Here is a 14,708-nt window from a genome sequence, read left to right as displayed (position 1 = left end):
CCCATTCGCGCAAGACCGTGCTCGAAAGCTGGTGCATGGAAAGGCGCCACTCTCCAACGAGGACAATTGCCGTGAAAAAAACACTCGCCAAGACTTTCCTGATCGGGACGCTGCCGCTATTCATCCATGCCGCGTCCGCAGCGGATTGGTATCCATCGCCTTATGGCGCGCGCGACGAGATTGGTGCGGCCAACCTGCTGACACCGGACGTCGTCAAGCAGGCGGTCACGCTGGTGAAGAGTGGCAAGACCTATCCGCTGGCTGTGCCGGTGGACAAGTCGCTCCCGGCCTACCGGCATCGCAGCTTCCAGCTCTACAACGTGCAGGTTGGGCAGCAGGCCGGGCTGTCGCTTGGCCCGAACAAGTTCACGTTCAACGACGAACTGGTCAATGCTTGGACCGGCGTCGGGACACAGCTCAACGGTATCGGTCATATCGGCATCGACAATGTGTACTACAACGGGAACCGGGCCGCCGATTTCGTCAGCGTGAATGGTGTCCGAAAGCTCGGCGTGGAGAAAGTGCCGCCGCTGGTGACACGCGGTGTGGTACTCGACATGACCGCGCACTTTGGCAAAGCCATAGTTCCTGGCGGCACCGAGTTCTCGGTGGCGGATGTACAAGCCGTACTGAAAAAGCAGGGCATCACGCTACGCAAGGGCGATGTGGTGCTATTCAATACTGGCTGGCTGGAGTTGATCGGGAAGGACAACAACCAATTTCTGGAAGTGGAGCCCGGCATCGGCATGGACGCCGCCAAATGGCTGGCTGACCAAGGCATCGTAGCCTTCGGGGGAGATACATGGGCTTCGGAGGTCTACCCGAGTCCGCACGGAAAGGAAGAGTTCCCGGTGAATCAGTACATGCTCGCGAAGCGTGGAATCTACAACCTGGAGTTGATCGACAGCCGGGCGCTGGTACGAGATCAGGCGTGGGAATTTCTGTTCGTCTTGGGGCAGCCACTCTATGTGGGATCCACGCAGGTCAACGTGAATCCGGTTGCCATTCGATAGACCATCCTTCGGTCAACGCCGTACGCAGATCCCTACTGCGGCAGCCGGCGGCGACATCGTCGATTTCCGCCGCTGGCCCATAACCAGGCAAGCAGTGCTATCGATCAATGCTGCCGCTTCGAGGATCAGATCTGCCACTTACTGCGGATGCGTAGCTTGGTCGGTTTGCTGGCGCGTGACGATGTCAGAGAGACGGGCAACGTGGCTGTGGTAAAAGTAAGGGCGGCGTCTGCCGCCCTTACTCTGATCGCATGCCGTCTTACACGAATGCTCCTTCTACCAGCAATGCCGGTGCCTGGACGGCAGCAGGCTTCACGTTCGTGGTCTTCCCAGGGCGGACGACCTTTGCCACCGGTGAGCGCAGATTGCGTCCCTGGCAACATGCCACTACAATTGAGGCATATTGCCGGAGCATGCGATGCAGACAACCACCTTTCGTCCGTCAGGAGCTCGCGCGCCTTATGAGCGCTATCTTGATCAATTAAGTGCCTTTTTAAGCACTAAAGTGCGCAATGGCGCCGATCTTGCAACGCTTGCCCATGACCGACTGCCCGCCGACATCCTCGAACGCCTGCTGGAAATTGGACTTACGTGGGACGAGGTGGCGTTCATTATTCCTCGCCGAACCCTAAGCCATCGGCGCGACAAAGGGCAGCCGCTGACCATTGAGGAATCCGACAAGGCCATTCGGCTGGCCCGTATCCTTGCCCAGGCCACGAACACCTTCGGGGATGCCGAACGGGCGCTGCACTGGCTACGCGCGAAGCAGCGACGGCTGGGAAGCATTACGCCACTCGAGATGGCCGGCACCGAGCAGGGCGCGCACCTGGTGGAAGAGCAACTGGTGCAGATCGACGAAGGATACTTCGCCTGATGACTCTTTGGCGCATCAGTAACTATGCCGACCTCAAAGGGATTGGTGGCTTGCGGGCAGGGGGCCGATGGCATTATCCCGGGCAGCCCGTGGTGTATTTGGCGGAGCACCCCGCCTTGGCTTTTCTGGAAATCCTGGTACATCACGAGGTTTCGCGGATCGAGGAACTGCCCAGGGATTATCAGCTTCTCACCGTGGAAATCGAAGATGCAGTCGCCGTCGCTAGCATTTCCGATTTGCCCGACGACTGGAAGCAAAACGCAGGCTGGTCGAAAAATGCTGGAACGGAGTGGTTGTCGGTGCGATCCGGCCTGCTATTGAAAGTGCCGAGCGTGCTGGTCCCATATGCATCGAACTACCTGTTCAATCCACTACATCCCGACGCTGCAAAGGCTAAGGTGGGGGAAGCGCGGCGCGTAGAACATGACCCCCGTATTCTGTCCTTGCTTTCCGAACCGCGGGCAAGGTGAGGGCGGCCGTGCACCATGGAATATGGTAAGGGCCCCGTCGGAAGAAGGAGTATGGCGCAGCGTCAAAACGGGTTGACGGAAGAACTCTCCACCGGAGCCCTCCGACGAGGATGCGCCACCAACGGAAGTGCCTAAGAACGCTCGTGCGGACGTCGAAGGGGTTATCAACGGTCGTGTCGTCTTGAAGGCGCTTAGCCGGGAACCTCTGAAGAGCGAGTTTTTAGCCAATAGAATTTGCTATGGTGTGGCAGGTGCGTAGTGCAATTCCAGAGGTTCTCGTGGCGCATTTATCTCAACCCAGCAGTGACGCCACCGCAGGGGGAAGGCCAGCGTTGGGTTTCTTTGGCGGCTTGGCGAAACTGCCTTCACGGCTGGTCCCGGCCCGTAGTGCCACTAACGATTCGCAATGGCGGATAGCGCTGCTGACACCATCCACGACGGGCACGGGAATTTTGCCCTCGAGCGCCCGCGCCAAACCTGCGAGCGGCGCTCCGGCGACGATGATCACGTCAGCGCCATCTTCGCGCACCGCTCGCAGACTCATTTCCTCAAGTGCGGCAGTATGGTCCTGTTGCACGGTGCCAATATCCCGCAACGGCGACTGCAGCGACCGGATGCTTGCCAGCCGCGATGCCAGTCCATTGGCGGCAACTGTCTCGCGATACCATGCCTCGATGCGATGCGAGATGGCGATGATCGAGAAGCGCTGACCCAGCAGGCAGGCGCTCGCCAGAGCGGCCTCTGTCATGCCGACGACGGGCACGTCGAACAGTTCCTTGAGGCCGGCGAGTCCCGGGTCGCCGAAGGCGGCCACAACCAGTCCGTCGAAGCTGCCGGCGTGCTCCGACGCCGCGCAGGCGGTGGCGTAGCCGCCCACCAGCGCTTCGAACCGGGTTTCGATATAGGCCACGCCGAAGCCCGCCGTAGCCATCGTGATCCGGGTGTTGGGCGAGACGGTGCGCCGAGCTTCCGCATGGATCAGGCTGGTGACCGACTCGCTGATATTCGGGTTGACGATCAGAAGATTCATGGAGTGTCTCGATGTGCGATCAAAGCTCGGGTTGTCCGGCTTCGAGGAACTTGCCGCGTCCGGCGGCCGGCTCCAGGTATTCGCCATTGCGCACGAGCATTTCTCCGCGCGAGAAGGTCGTCATCGGCCAGCCGGTGACTTCGATGCCTTCATACGGCGTGTAGTCGACGGCGTGGTGCAGGTTGCTATTGGCGATGCGCACTTTACGTGAGGGATCCCACAGCACGATGTCGGCATCGGCGCCCACTGCAATGGTGCCCTTCCGTGGATATAGGCCGTAGATCCGCGCGGGCCGGTAGGATGTCAGTTCCACGAACTGGTGCAGCGATAGCTTGCCGCGCTGCACGCCATCGAACAGTAGCGGCAGGCGAGTCTCGATCCCCGGTACGCCGTTCGGAATATGGTCGAAAGGCTGTACGGTTCCTCTTAACTTCTTGCCCGCGGGGTCGTCGTAGTTGAAAGGTGCGTGATCAGACGAGAACACGCTAAACACGCCGTTTTCCAGCGCACGCCATACGGCAGCCTGGTTTTCCGGGTCGCGCGGCGGCGGGCTGCACACGCACTTGGCGCCTTCATAGCCATCGTCGCCGGGCAGGCCCATATCCTCCGCGGTCAGGTAGAGGTATTGCGGGCACGTCTCGGCAAGGATTTTCAGGCCGCGGCCCTGTGCCCAGCGGATCTGCTCGATGGCTTCCTTGCCGGAGACATGCACGATCAGGATCGGCACATCGACCAGTTCGGCAAATGAAATGGCCCGATGCGTGGCTTCGCGCTCGACCACGGCGGGGCGAGCCAGGCCATGGAAGCGGGGCGCAATGCGGCCTTCGGCAGTCAGCTTGTCCGTCAGCCACGAGATGCAGTCGGCATTCTCGGCATGCACCATGACCAGTGCGTTGTTCTGGCGCGCTACGTCGAGCACCTCCAGCATCTCGCGGTCGGAGAGTTTCAGGTCGTCATAGGTCATGTAGACCTTGAACGAGGTATAGCCCTGGCGGATCAGCGCGGGCAGTTCGTCCTGCAGCACGGAAGGGGTCGGATCGGCCACGATCAGGTGGAACGCGTAGTCGATCACGGCACGGCCTTCGGCACGACGATGGTAGTCCGCCACAGCGGCTTTCAACGAGTGGCCTTTCTCCTGGGCGGCGAACGGAATCACCGTCGTGGTCCCGCCGCATACCGCCGCGCGGGTGCCCGTGAAGAAGTCGTCGGCCATGCGCATGCCCTCGGGCATGGGCTGGTCCAGATGGCAGTGGCCGTCGACGCCGCCGGGCAGGGCCAGCAGGCCCGTTGCGTCGACTTCCTGCTGTCCGGCAGGCAGATCGTGGCCAAGCGCCACGATCTTGCCGTGCCGTACGCCGATGTCGCAGCGGAACCGGTCCGAGGCGGTGACCACGTCCGCATTGCGGATCACGAGGTCGAGATTGTTGTCTGCAGGCATGGTCATCACTCTTCGATGCGGGTGGCTTACTCGACGTCGCGGAACAGGCGGCCCCAGCCCTTCAGGGCGCTGGTATCCACGCCGGCAAGCCGCAGCGACTTCCACACCACGGTGGAGATGGTGTCGTACAGCGGAATACCGGTCTCGGCCTCCAGTTCCTCGGCCAGGTGGGCCGCGCGCAGATTGGTGCAGAACGTGGTGATGGCCTGCACGTTCTCCTTCGCCAACTCGCGAACCATGCGGCGAATGGTGTCTTCTTCCACCGCTGCGAAGCTGTAGTTCACATGCAGCTCCAGATGCCGTTCCGCCGACGCGTCAAAGCCGCTGCGCTGGTAGTTGGCGATGATGCGTTGCTGCACATCGTCGAGATAGGGCGTGGCCAGTCCGAAGCGGCGCGCGTCGGTTTTCTCGAGAATCTCGTTCAGTGCCAGCACCGATGTGGTAGCCGGAATTCCAGTGGCCTCGGTGATTTGCCTGCACAGCGCCTGATCCTTGTCGAAGCCAAGCCAGCCCGACGAGGTGCCGTTCCATGCGATGACATCGACACGGGCATCGGCCAGCAGCCGCGCCGCGCCCAGAATCTTCTCCAGGTCGAATTGTCCCAGTGCCTGGTCACGTAACGAAATTTCGGTGACCGTGAAGCGCGAGAAATGCGCGCTGACGTTGGGCAGGCCGCTCACCATTGCACTGGTAATGGGCTCCAGCGCCGTGTTGGACGAAGGCGTCAGCATGCCGAGACGAGTTTGCTTGCTCATGGTTGGTTCTCAAGAGTTGACGGGCACCGTCTGGGCGCGGTACCTCATTGTTGATATTGTTTTTATTGTTCGGGCTTGTCGTTGAAGGCGAGCTGAGTGCCCGGGACACCGTGGCTGGCGCGCGCGAATTCCAGTTCCTTCTTCAACGCAGCCTGACGACTGGCGTCAGGCTTGACGGTATAGCCGGCCTGCAGCGCAGGCAGTATGTAATCGTTGACCATCTGGCGGTACAGATCCAGGTACTTTGCATCCCGCAGGCCGCCTTGCGTCGACATGATGCTGTTCATGACGATCACCGCCTTCTGCTCTGGCAGCACGGTAATGAACTGCCCCTTGTAGCCCATGGCGCTGAATTCGCGCTCCGATTGGACGATGTTGTTGACCCAGCAGTAGTATCCGTAGTCCCTCGCCGGGCCGGATGGCGTGGTCATCTGGGCCACCCACGAAGCGGGCACGACTTGCTGACCATTCCATCTGCCCTGATCGAGCATCAGCATGCCGAGCCGCGCCATGTCGATCGAGCGCAGCCGCAATCCCCAGCCGCCCGACACGGCGCCCTTGCCGTCGGCGCCATCCCAACGAAAGTGAGACATGCCGAGCGGCTTGAACAGACGCTGCGCAGCATATTGCTGCTCTGACATGCCTGTGGCTTGAGTGATCGTGGCCCCAACCAGTACTGGGTTCACGTCGATGTAGTCGAATTCGGTGCCGGGCGTCGTGCGCACACTGGCGGACGCCGCCACCTTCAGTCTGTCGGGAACGCCGTAGTAGAGCGTGTCCGTGCCTTCCACCAGCTTGTATGACAGTCCGCTCGACATCGACATCAGATGACGTAGCTGGATTTGCTGCTTGTCCGCTAGCGCGGCCGCCAGATCCGGGCGCACGGCAGCCAGTTTCTGTGCCGGGGCATCCGTGGCAGCAAGTTCGCCATCGCCAACCAGCGTGCCCACCAGCAGCGCGCTGACGAACTTCGTGACCGAATACAGCTCGTGGTTGTGATCGCGGGTCACGCCGTCGGCATAGCGCTCAAACACGAGCTTGCCATCCTTAACGACCAACAAACTCCGCACATCGAGCTGATCGCGGCGAATCATTTGGGACAAGGCCACCAGCCGTGCCGAATCCACGCCGACGGCTTCCGGCTGCGCGGTGGGAATGCCACCTGCGTTGTCCGCCGTGGCTGCTGCTGCCTGCAGCGCACCGGCCACGAGGATCGCGGCTGTGGCAATCAATGTGAATCGTTTCATGGGTGTCTCCGCCAGCCGGCGTGTTGTCACGCCGGGTTCGCGAGGCCGGTGGTCAGACCGGGATTTTCTTTTCGTAGTCGATCGCCGTGGAAGCCAGCAGCAGGCCCACGCCGGCGGCGGCGAAGAACATCAGGGCCAGAAAGTACGAGCCGGTGTACTGCACGATCAACCCGACGATGATGGGCACGCTAATACCACCGATATTGCCGCCAAGATTCATCACACCACCCAGGAAGCCAATCTTGTTGCGGGTGCCCAGGATGGACGGGATACACCAGAACAGGCCACACCAGCGCAGGAAGAACAGCGTGGAAGAGAGCAGGGCGACCACTAACACGGGGTCGGTCACGTAGGCCACCGAGAAAATGGAAACCGTGGCCACGACCGCCGCGATGCCGAACAGCGTACGCATAACCACGTTGGGACGTCCGCCGGCTTCCTTCCACTTGTCGGCAATCCAGCCACCGATCAGTTCGCCGATGAAGCCGCAGAAGAAGATGATGAAGCTGGCGCCGCCCATGGCCTTGATGTCGAAGCCGTGCACCTTATTCAGGTAGTTGGGCATCCAGGTCAGCAGGCCGTAGAACACGGTGTTGAAGCACATCCAGCCAATGGCCATGCACCAGACCGAACGGTACTTGAAGAAATCGAGCGAGCGACCCGACAGGTTGGCCGGCTCGGCGCGGTGCTCGTTGGCTTGTGCGTCTTCGATATAGCGCGCTTCGATCTCGTTGACGCCGGCGTGCTCACGCGGCGAATTGCGGATGTACCACCATGCCACGGCACCGGCGATGATGGTACCCACACCAGCCACGACAAAGGCCAGTCGCCATGAGCCCAGCGATGCTATCAGCGAGGTGATGATGATCGCGCCCAGCGCGGCACCCAGCGGTGCGCCACCATCCAGCAGCGTGGCGCCGCGGCCGCGTTCGTTCTGGGTCATCCAGATGGCGTTGAGCTTGCCGCCAGCCGGATAGATCGGCGCTTCGGCAGCGCCCAGCCCGAGACGGGTCAGAAGCAATGCGGTGGAAGTGGTGCAGACCGCGGCCAGTGCCTGGAAGGCGCCCCAGAACACGGTGGCGCAGGCGATCACGATGCGCGGTTTGTACTTGTCGGCCAGCATGCCGCCAGGTACCTGCATCAGGGCGTACGTCCAGAAGAACGAACTCAGGATCAGGCCCTGCATGGTGGGACTCAGGTCGAATTCTTTCGCGATTAGCGGCATCGCCACCGACAGCGACGCACGGTCGATGTAGTTGATGGCGATGAGAAACAGCATCATCACAAAGATCTTCCAGCGAACGCTGCTGCGCGTTGCCGTCATCGTGGCGGCGTGGCTAGTGGTAGGCATGACGAGGGTGTCTCCTTGCTTCTGGGTGCTGCGTTGTCGAGGCGGGTTCTATTCATGGTGTCGCGCAACTGGACCGAGTATAGGATACGTAATCTGTAATTACAACGCTGCCAAGTTATTGATTTATATAGCTATAGGGTAAGCCCCAATCTGGTGTGATAGTCTTAGATCTGGTGCAGAATTCCCACTTCTGGTGATGTCCTTGACACAAGCTCTTCCCAAAACCGCCCGCCTGCGCACACTGGGCATGTCCGCCGGAATCGCGGCGAGTCTGCGCACGATGATCCAGGAAGGCGAACTGCCGCCGGGAGCACGCATTGACGAGAAAGCGTTCTGCGATGCGTTCGACGTGTCAAAGACACCGCTGCGCGAAGCGCTCAAGGTGCTGGTGTCCGAAGGGTTGGTGCTGCACCGCCAGTACATCGGCTATCGCGTCGCACCGCTGGACCTGGATGAGTTGCGCGAGACCTTTGAAACCCTTCATGGGCTGGAAACGCACGCCGGCCAACTGGTGGCGAATCGGTTGAGCGATGTCGCGCTCGCGAAAATCGAGCGGAAGCACCAGGCCATGATTGACGCCCATGCGGGGGGCAAGCGCACGGATTATTTCCGTATCAACCAGGAAATCCACCAGATGATTGTGGACAGCGCCGACAACGCCGTCCTCTCAGGGATTTATGCCACTTTGATGAGCAAGGTGCATCGTGCGCGCGGTGCGGCCAACGCAGATCAATTGCGTTGGCAAGAATCGCATGAAGAGCATGACGCCATCATGGATGCTTTGCGCGAGCCAGGACGACCACGCTTGGCAACCATCCTGCGCGATCACTCGGAGAACACGGCGCGCGAGGTGTTGCGGGTAGTGGAGCAGACTCTCGCAGAGCCGAGCGATCGAGTGGTCAACGCGCGGCGCGGCAGATAACCGAGTGGTCGCTCTTTGCGATGTAAGTCCGACCGCGGGAGAAAACGTTGTTTCCACGCTCGACACCGGTAGGTACCCGAGTGGACAGTCGCGAGTAGGTTTTGAGCAAGACCCCGAAGTTTCGGCAATTCGCATGCCGAGCGGCGGCGCGACCGTGAGCACTCTTGTTGCGGAGAAGAGAATGGGCGCAAAAATGGGAGTTACCGGGTGCTGAATGCCGACCTTCGTGACGCCTTAGCCGATCGTCAGAATCTTTAGAGGTGCCGTCGGCAAGGGCTCTTGCCGACCCTTAGACGTCGGTCGACGAGTCAACGACAAACGACCGATTACCGCCGAACTGCAGTCATTCGGAAGAATTGACCACACAGACTCGCTAGGAAGCCGACTTGCGACACAGGCAATAGACGAACTCCTGGGAACTGCCCCATGGGGTAAGGTGGTTTTCGGTTTTGTGCTGCACGAGTTCGAACGAATCGCCAAACTCGCTGTGCAGCGCTTCGGCGGAGTAGCGTTGGACTGGCAGGCCGCTGCATTGCGCAGGGCCATTTTCGCCGAACGATCCGACGATCGCCCACCCGCCTTGTCGTAGTGCGCGCATCACTTGTTCTACATACTGGACGCGCTGTGCAGGGTCCGTCAGGAAATGAAATACGGCCCGATCATGCCAGACGTCGATGTGGTTGGCAGGAAGGTCGAGTTTGAGCACGTCGCCAGCCAGCCAATGAACCTTGCCGGCGCGGGTGTCCAGACGCATGCGGCAGACATCAAGCGCTTTCTCTGAGATGTCGTTGACCGAAACATCGCTGTAGCCGCTGTCGAGCAGGTCGTCCACAAGTGTTGATTCACCACCACCAATGTCCAGCACGCGGGCAGCAGTCGACGGGGTTGCGGCGCGGATGAAATCCAGGGAGGTGTACAGGTGTGGCGCATACCAGCTCACTTGGTCGGCCGCCTTGTGCGCGTAGACATCTTCCCAGTGCGATCGCTTGGTCATAGCGGTTGAGTCGCTCCTAGCGGGGAGCAACGCCTTCGTCAGCCTGTTTAATTTTGAGCCAGTCACCCGTCGGGCGCCCGTGCCAGTCCTTGCGCCGCTGCGCGGCCAACCAGAGCAGTGCAAGTGCCGCTGCGCCGAGCCACGGCAACAGCAGAAGATTCATTGTCTGCCAGCCGAGATTCCTCAGCAAGCCTCCCGCGCCGAACGAGCACGACAGTCCGACGGCAAAAATCGTCATGTCGTTAGTCGCTTGGGCTCTGCTCTTTTCGGCAGCCGAGTAGGTCTCTGTCAACAGGCTGGTGCCGCCGATGAACAGGAAGTTCCAGCCGACACCCAGCAGTACGAGCGCACCTGCGAACGATGCGAATCCCGTGCCGGTCCAGGTGGCAAACACATGAGTCGAAAGCAAGCAGACGCCGGCCAGCATGACGCGGATGGCGCCAAACCGCGCGATCAACGTACCGGTAATGAAAGAGGGCAGAAACATGCCCAGCACATGAAGCTGGATGACGGTCGCAGCATCGCCGATCGCGTGATGGTGGTGGATCATGGCGAGCGGCGTAGCCGTCATGGCCAGGATCATGATGCCGTAGCCAGTTGCGGCGCCGAACAGCGCCACCAGGTAGGCCGGTTGGCAAACGATTTGGCGCCACGTACGCCTGGCAGTGGCGCTCGCTTCACGTGCTGCTGTCTCCGGGGGCATGCGCAGGAAACCCAGCACGCCGATGGCCACAGCGGAAACCGCTGATAGCAGCAGGAACGATCCGGCGTACATGACTGGCAGCATCGTGCCCCCGAACCTGGCAAGCGTGGGGCCGAGCAGGGCGGCGACAACCCCGCCTGCCATCACCAATGCGATGGCCCGTGGACGGAACACCTCGGTCGCCACTTCGCTGGCTGCAAATCGATAGAACTGGGCGAATGCCTGGTAGGCACCGACGAAGAACGTGCCCAACGCCAGCATCGGCAGCGATCCCGATTGCACGCCATACGCGGCCACCATGCCGCCGATCAGTCCGCTTGTGGCGCCGGCGATGAAGCCCCTGCGACGTCCGCTCTGAGCCATCCATGCCGAAGCCGGGAACATGACTGTTGCGGTTCCCAGAAACATGGTTGCAACGGGGAGCGTTGCCAACATCGGCACGGTTGTGATTTGGCTGCCTGCAAGAGCGCCGACAGTCATGACCAGGACAGACGCCGTTTGAAATAGCGCTTGCGCGATGGCCAGCAGGAAGACTTGTTGCCGCATGGTTGGGCCGTAGATCCGGATTGCACACTGAGGCTGGCAGTATGCGCAGCGCAGGTTTATTATTCAAACGAATAAATTTACGCCTGAATCTCAAATTTTCTAATGGACCGCATTCCGATAGACATCCGCCATCTGCAGACCCTGGTTGCGCTTCGCGACAGCGGTAGTGTGTCGAAAGCAGCAACTTGGCTACGCCTCACGCAGGGCGCGCTGTCGCACCACATCAAGAGCCTCGAAGACTTTTATGGCGTGCCACTTTTTGTGCGGAAGTCGACGCCAGTGGCCTTTACGCCTGCCGGGCGACGACTGCTGGAAACTGCGGACAAGGTCATTCCGATCCTGCATCAAACGACCCGCGATCTCGTGCGTCTGGCAAAGGGCGCCACCGGGACGTTGCGCATCGCTATTGAATGCCACACCTGTTTCGACTGGTTGATGCCCGCCGTGGACGCCTTTCGCGCCCGCTGGCCCGAGGTTGAGGTAGACCTGGTGTCGGGATATCAGTCGGACCCGGTGGGGCTGCTTCATCGTGGCGATGCGGATCTGGCAATCGTTTCATGCAATGACGGGGAAGCCGGCGTCGACTATCGCCCGCTGTTCCGCTACCGGATGGTGGGGCTAGTTGCGAACGATCATCCACTGGCCGCAAAGGCGTATCTGGACGCCGAGGATTTTCGTCATGAGACGCTGATTACGTACCCCGTGGAGGAAGATGCCTTGGACGTGGTGCATCAACTGCTGCGTCCTGCGGGTATCACGCCGACACGTCGCACCACGGAGCTGACCGTCGCCATCCTGATGCTGGTGGCCACCCGGCGTGGTATCGCGGTGTTGCCACGATGGGCCGTGCAGAACTACCTGCAGAGGCAGTACGTCACAGCCAAACCACTGACTCGCGACGGGTTGATGTCAGAGATCTGGGCGGCCACCCTGCCGGCCAGCGACAGCCGTCCCTATATCGCCGAGTTCGTGGCATTGATCCGTGAAACTGGTGCAGCGGCGTTGCCGGACATTGAACTGACAAAGTGAGGGAAAGTGGCACAGAGGACAGTGCGTTATTGTTTAGTCATTACCATGGCTGAATGTTCCGAAATTGGCCAACAGCAGACTTCCGTCGGTCAGCCGCACATTGGCCGTTTCTGGCCGAACTCAGCCGTCGCCCACATCCAGGACGTGACCGATTTCTGCGAGCTGCCCGGCGTTATTTGATCGATCTGGAAATGCGCGATCGATTGACCCGCATTGAGTGCACGCTGTAGCCGGTCCGGCGGGTCGCCACATCCATACCGGGTGTGGCCCTGTGCATCGCGAAAGCGTACCAATTCCGCCGGTTCGCCAAGCCGGGGAAAGCAGCCGGCCTGCTCCAGATCGCACAGGTGCAAGCCGAATTTCGCCATCTGGGTCTTGACCTACAGGATGGCGTCAGCGCGCTCGCGCGGACGCTGCGCGTCCGATTCGGTGGTCAGTGCAAGCAGCATGGAGAAGATGTGGCGAGAGAGTGTGGTGATGCGAAAGGAAGGGTGCCCGCGACGCACCATGGTGGCTGCGCGAGCAAGAACTATTCTAGCGTGACTGCGCGGTTCGGCTTCCGCTGTCGACTCGGGCCGCTCAATGGGCTGCGCCGGTACGCAGCGATGCGGCCGAGGGTGTCCGGTAATCCGGAGTTCCGGTTCCACCTGCGATCCTGAGGGCATAGTGTGGCGCCAGGTCGGCAACCCTGTGCAAGCCGGGATGACGTCGGCCGTCGCTCAAGCCGCCCTCTTGGCGTGCGCCAGGCATTGGCTCACCCAGACTTCCCTACGGCCGCACAGTCTCGGTGTCCGCCTCGTTTGGTCATGCGAATGCGCGCGTGAACTCGGCAATGAAGTCCAAATTGCTCCAATTTCTCAGTTTGGTGGGTTCCCGCAAGCCCTGGAACTCCAGTCGACCACACAGCCACGCGTTCAATTCTTGAGGCGCACTTCGGTTTCTGGTGACGAATGGCTTGCCGTAACCGGCCAGTCATCACACATTCTGCGCCAAGCCCCAGCAGTTGACTCATGCAGGTTTCATACATGGTCCGAGTGCCTGCGCAATGGGAGAAGCGCTGATGGAATCAGCGATCAATCTCCCCAAACTGAGCGCACCGCGTGCGTTCTTTGTGGATAGTCAGCAGCACCACTGCGCCCATCGCACTTTAGACGAACGGCGTGCCCCAGGCTGCTACATCCGAGCGATCGACGAACGTGTCTGCTGCCAAGCCTGCGTGTTCTCCACCGAATGCTGGACCGCAGGCCGCGAGCACGATCTGCCCTGCGGTAGCGGGGTTCCTACGGTGAACCGCGAGTGATCCGGGCCACGCCATTCGCCAAAAACGATGCGATCCGGAGATTGAGGACAGCCAGTGGAAAGCGGGCACACACTGTGTCGGCTGCCGGCGCCGCAGCGGTCCGTCCGTAGACCGAGCAGATCGCCACGGGCTGGTGCGCTTGCCAGCGAGAGGCGTCGGTCGCGAAGCGAGCGCCGCTTTCGATGCTCTACGTCGAGGCCGATTGGGAATCCGTCAGGAATTGGCTGTACCGAGCAGCAGCCAATCAGCTTGCCTTACATTGTGCGTGCGTCTTCGGGCTGTCGACATTGTTGCCCGGCCATTGCGAGGGCATTTTTGTCGCTGATTTGGCCCCGATCGAAAACCACTTTAATCGACTTTCGTGTGGTCCGCGGTGAGCAGGCACCCAAACGAATGACAAAAAGGCATACACAAAAGGGCTGGTGAGCGGCTCATGACAGAATTCACTGCACAGAAGGCCATTGTGCCGCCCGTATAACTTATGGGGCTGTGTACTGGCGGTGAGTGCCGAAATTTACGTGCGAGCACTAACGCGATAGTCAGCCGCTGAATTGCCTATACCCCGATTTAACATAAGCTTTATTCTATACAAAGAGCCTAAAAAGACACACATATCACTGAGGCAATTACAGTAAAATTTTCTTGTTTGAACGAAGCGGAAGCGATGTCAACAGTTCTCGTCGAGCGGCAGATTCTCTAGTGATTTTCACAAATTAATCAAAGAGTGCGCTGGATGATCGCACTTCTTGCGAAACGCATCTCCTCCAAGCCATTAATACAGTGTTTCCGAAAAATCGAATACTGTTTGACAGCAGACATGGTCAATTTCAAAGTGAAGACATAAATCTCAAGATTCCGACGAGATCCAATAGCCTTACTTCGACCATACGCACTCGATAACTGTCGTGTTGAGCGTTGGGCATAACATTCCGCTCGATCGAGATGCACAACGCTCTTGAAGGGGCAATTCATTGTCCGGAACGCTGAGAGTACGGCGTAGCGGTCTCAGCAGCGCGCGGAGCCGGTGGACATTTCC

At 60.2% G+C, this 14,708-nt stretch carries 13 protein-coding genes; 5 read left to right on the top strand and 8 right to left on the bottom strand.

Annotated features, from left to right (window positions below; all coding sequences use genetic code 11):
* The first annotated feature begins 71 nt into the window (after positions 1-71).
* The 3 genes from EV147_RS19790 (at position 72) to EV147_RS19780 (ending at position 2,357) form a co-directional block, all read left to right on the top strand.
* A complete protein-coding gene (locus EV147_RS19790) occupies positions 72-1,013 on the top strand; it encodes a cyclase family protein (RefSeq protein WP_407923263.1) in 942 nt (313 codons plus the stop codon).
* A 418-nt stretch (positions 1,014-1,431) separates the two neighbouring features.
* Positions 1,432-1,887, top strand: coding sequence for a type II RES/Xre toxin-antitoxin system antitoxin (gene parS / locus EV147_RS19785; RefSeq protein ID WP_130392927.1), 456 nt, complete (start codon positions 1,432-1,434; stop codon positions 1,885-1,887).
* Positions 1,884-2,357: an RES family NAD+ phosphorylase gene (locus tag EV147_RS19780; RefSeq protein WP_130392926.1), complete on the top strand. Its 474-nt coding sequence runs from the start codon at positions 1,884-1,886 to the stop codon at positions 2,355-2,357. The genes parS and EV147_RS19780 overlap by 4 nt, the downstream gene beginning before the upstream one ends.
* A 292-nt stretch (positions 2,358-2,649) precedes the next feature.
* On the opposite strand, the gene EV147_RS19775 is transcribed toward EV147_RS19780, so the two are convergent.
* The 5 genes from EV147_RS19775 to EV147_RS19755 form a co-directional block, all read right to left on the bottom strand.
* Entirely contained in the window at positions 2,650-3,387 is a 738-nt protein-coding gene (locus EV147_RS19775; RefSeq protein ID WP_130392925.1) for an aspartate/glutamate racemase family protein, read from the bottom strand.
* 19 nt (positions 3,388-3,406) lie between these two features.
* On the bottom strand, positions 3,407-4,825 hold the full coding sequence (gene hydA / locus EV147_RS19770) for a dihydropyrimidinase (RefSeq protein WP_130392998.1): 1,419 nt from the start codon (positions 4,823-4,825) through the stop codon (positions 3,407-3,409).
* 26 nt (positions 4,826-4,851) lie between these two features.
* A complete protein-coding gene (locus EV147_RS19765) occupies positions 4,852-5,580 on the bottom strand; it encodes a maleate cis-trans isomerase family protein (RefSeq protein ID WP_130392924.1) in 729 nt (242 codons plus the stop codon).
* Between the two features lie 62 nt (positions 5,581-5,642).
* A complete protein-coding gene (locus EV147_RS19760; protein ID WP_130392923.1) occupies positions 5,643-6,827 on the bottom strand; it encodes a serine hydrolase domain-containing protein in 1,185 nt (394 codons plus the stop codon).
* A 52-nt stretch (positions 6,828-6,879) separates the two neighbouring features.
* On the bottom strand, positions 6,880-8,178 hold the full coding sequence (locus tag EV147_RS19755; RefSeq protein WP_130392922.1) for an MFS transporter: 1,299 nt from the start codon (positions 8,176-8,178) through the stop codon (positions 6,880-6,882).
* 196 nt (positions 8,179-8,374) lie between these two features.
* Between EV147_RS19755 and EV147_RS19750 the strand changes: the two genes are divergently transcribed.
* Positions 8,375-9,100, top strand: a complete 726-nt coding sequence (locus tag EV147_RS19750) for a GntR family transcriptional regulator (protein WP_130392921.1) — start codon at positions 8,375-8,377, stop codon at positions 9,098-9,100.
* A 373-nt stretch (positions 9,101-9,473) separates the two neighbouring features.
* Here EV147_RS19750 and EV147_RS19745 read toward each other — a convergent pair whose 3' ends face one another.
* Positions 9,474-10,094, bottom strand: coding sequence for a class I SAM-dependent methyltransferase (locus EV147_RS19745; protein WP_130392920.1), 621 nt, complete (start codon positions 10,092-10,094; stop codon positions 9,474-9,476).
* A 16-nt stretch (positions 10,095-10,110) separates the two neighbouring features.
* On the bottom strand, positions 10,111-11,343 hold the full coding sequence (locus EV147_RS19740) for an MFS transporter (RefSeq protein ID WP_130392919.1): 1,233 nt from the start codon (positions 11,341-11,343) through the stop codon (positions 10,111-10,113).
* Positions 11,344-11,445: 102 nt separating this feature from the next.
* Here EV147_RS19740 and EV147_RS19735 point away from each other — a divergent pair, with 102 nt between their 5' ends.
* Positions 11,446-12,372: a LysR family transcriptional regulator gene (locus EV147_RS19735; protein ID WP_130392918.1), complete on the top strand. Its 927-nt coding sequence runs from the start codon at positions 11,446-11,448 to the stop codon at positions 12,370-12,372.
* Positions 12,373-12,461: 89 nt separating this feature from the next.
* On the opposite strand, the gene EV147_RS19730 is transcribed toward EV147_RS19735, so the two are convergent.
* Entirely contained in the window at positions 12,462-12,740 is a 279-nt protein-coding gene (locus EV147_RS19730; RefSeq protein ID WP_198680301.1) for a hypothetical protein, read from the bottom strand.
* Positions 12,741-14,708: the final 1,968 nt, after the last annotated feature.

It is taken from the genome of Cupriavidus agavae (assembly GCF_004217045.1).
Classification (GTDB): Bacteria; Pseudomonadota; Gammaproteobacteria; order Burkholderiales; family Burkholderiaceae; genus Cupriavidus; species Cupriavidus agavae.
Note: the sequence above shows the minus strand (reverse complement) of the source record. Positions and strands in the feature narration are given on the sequence as shown.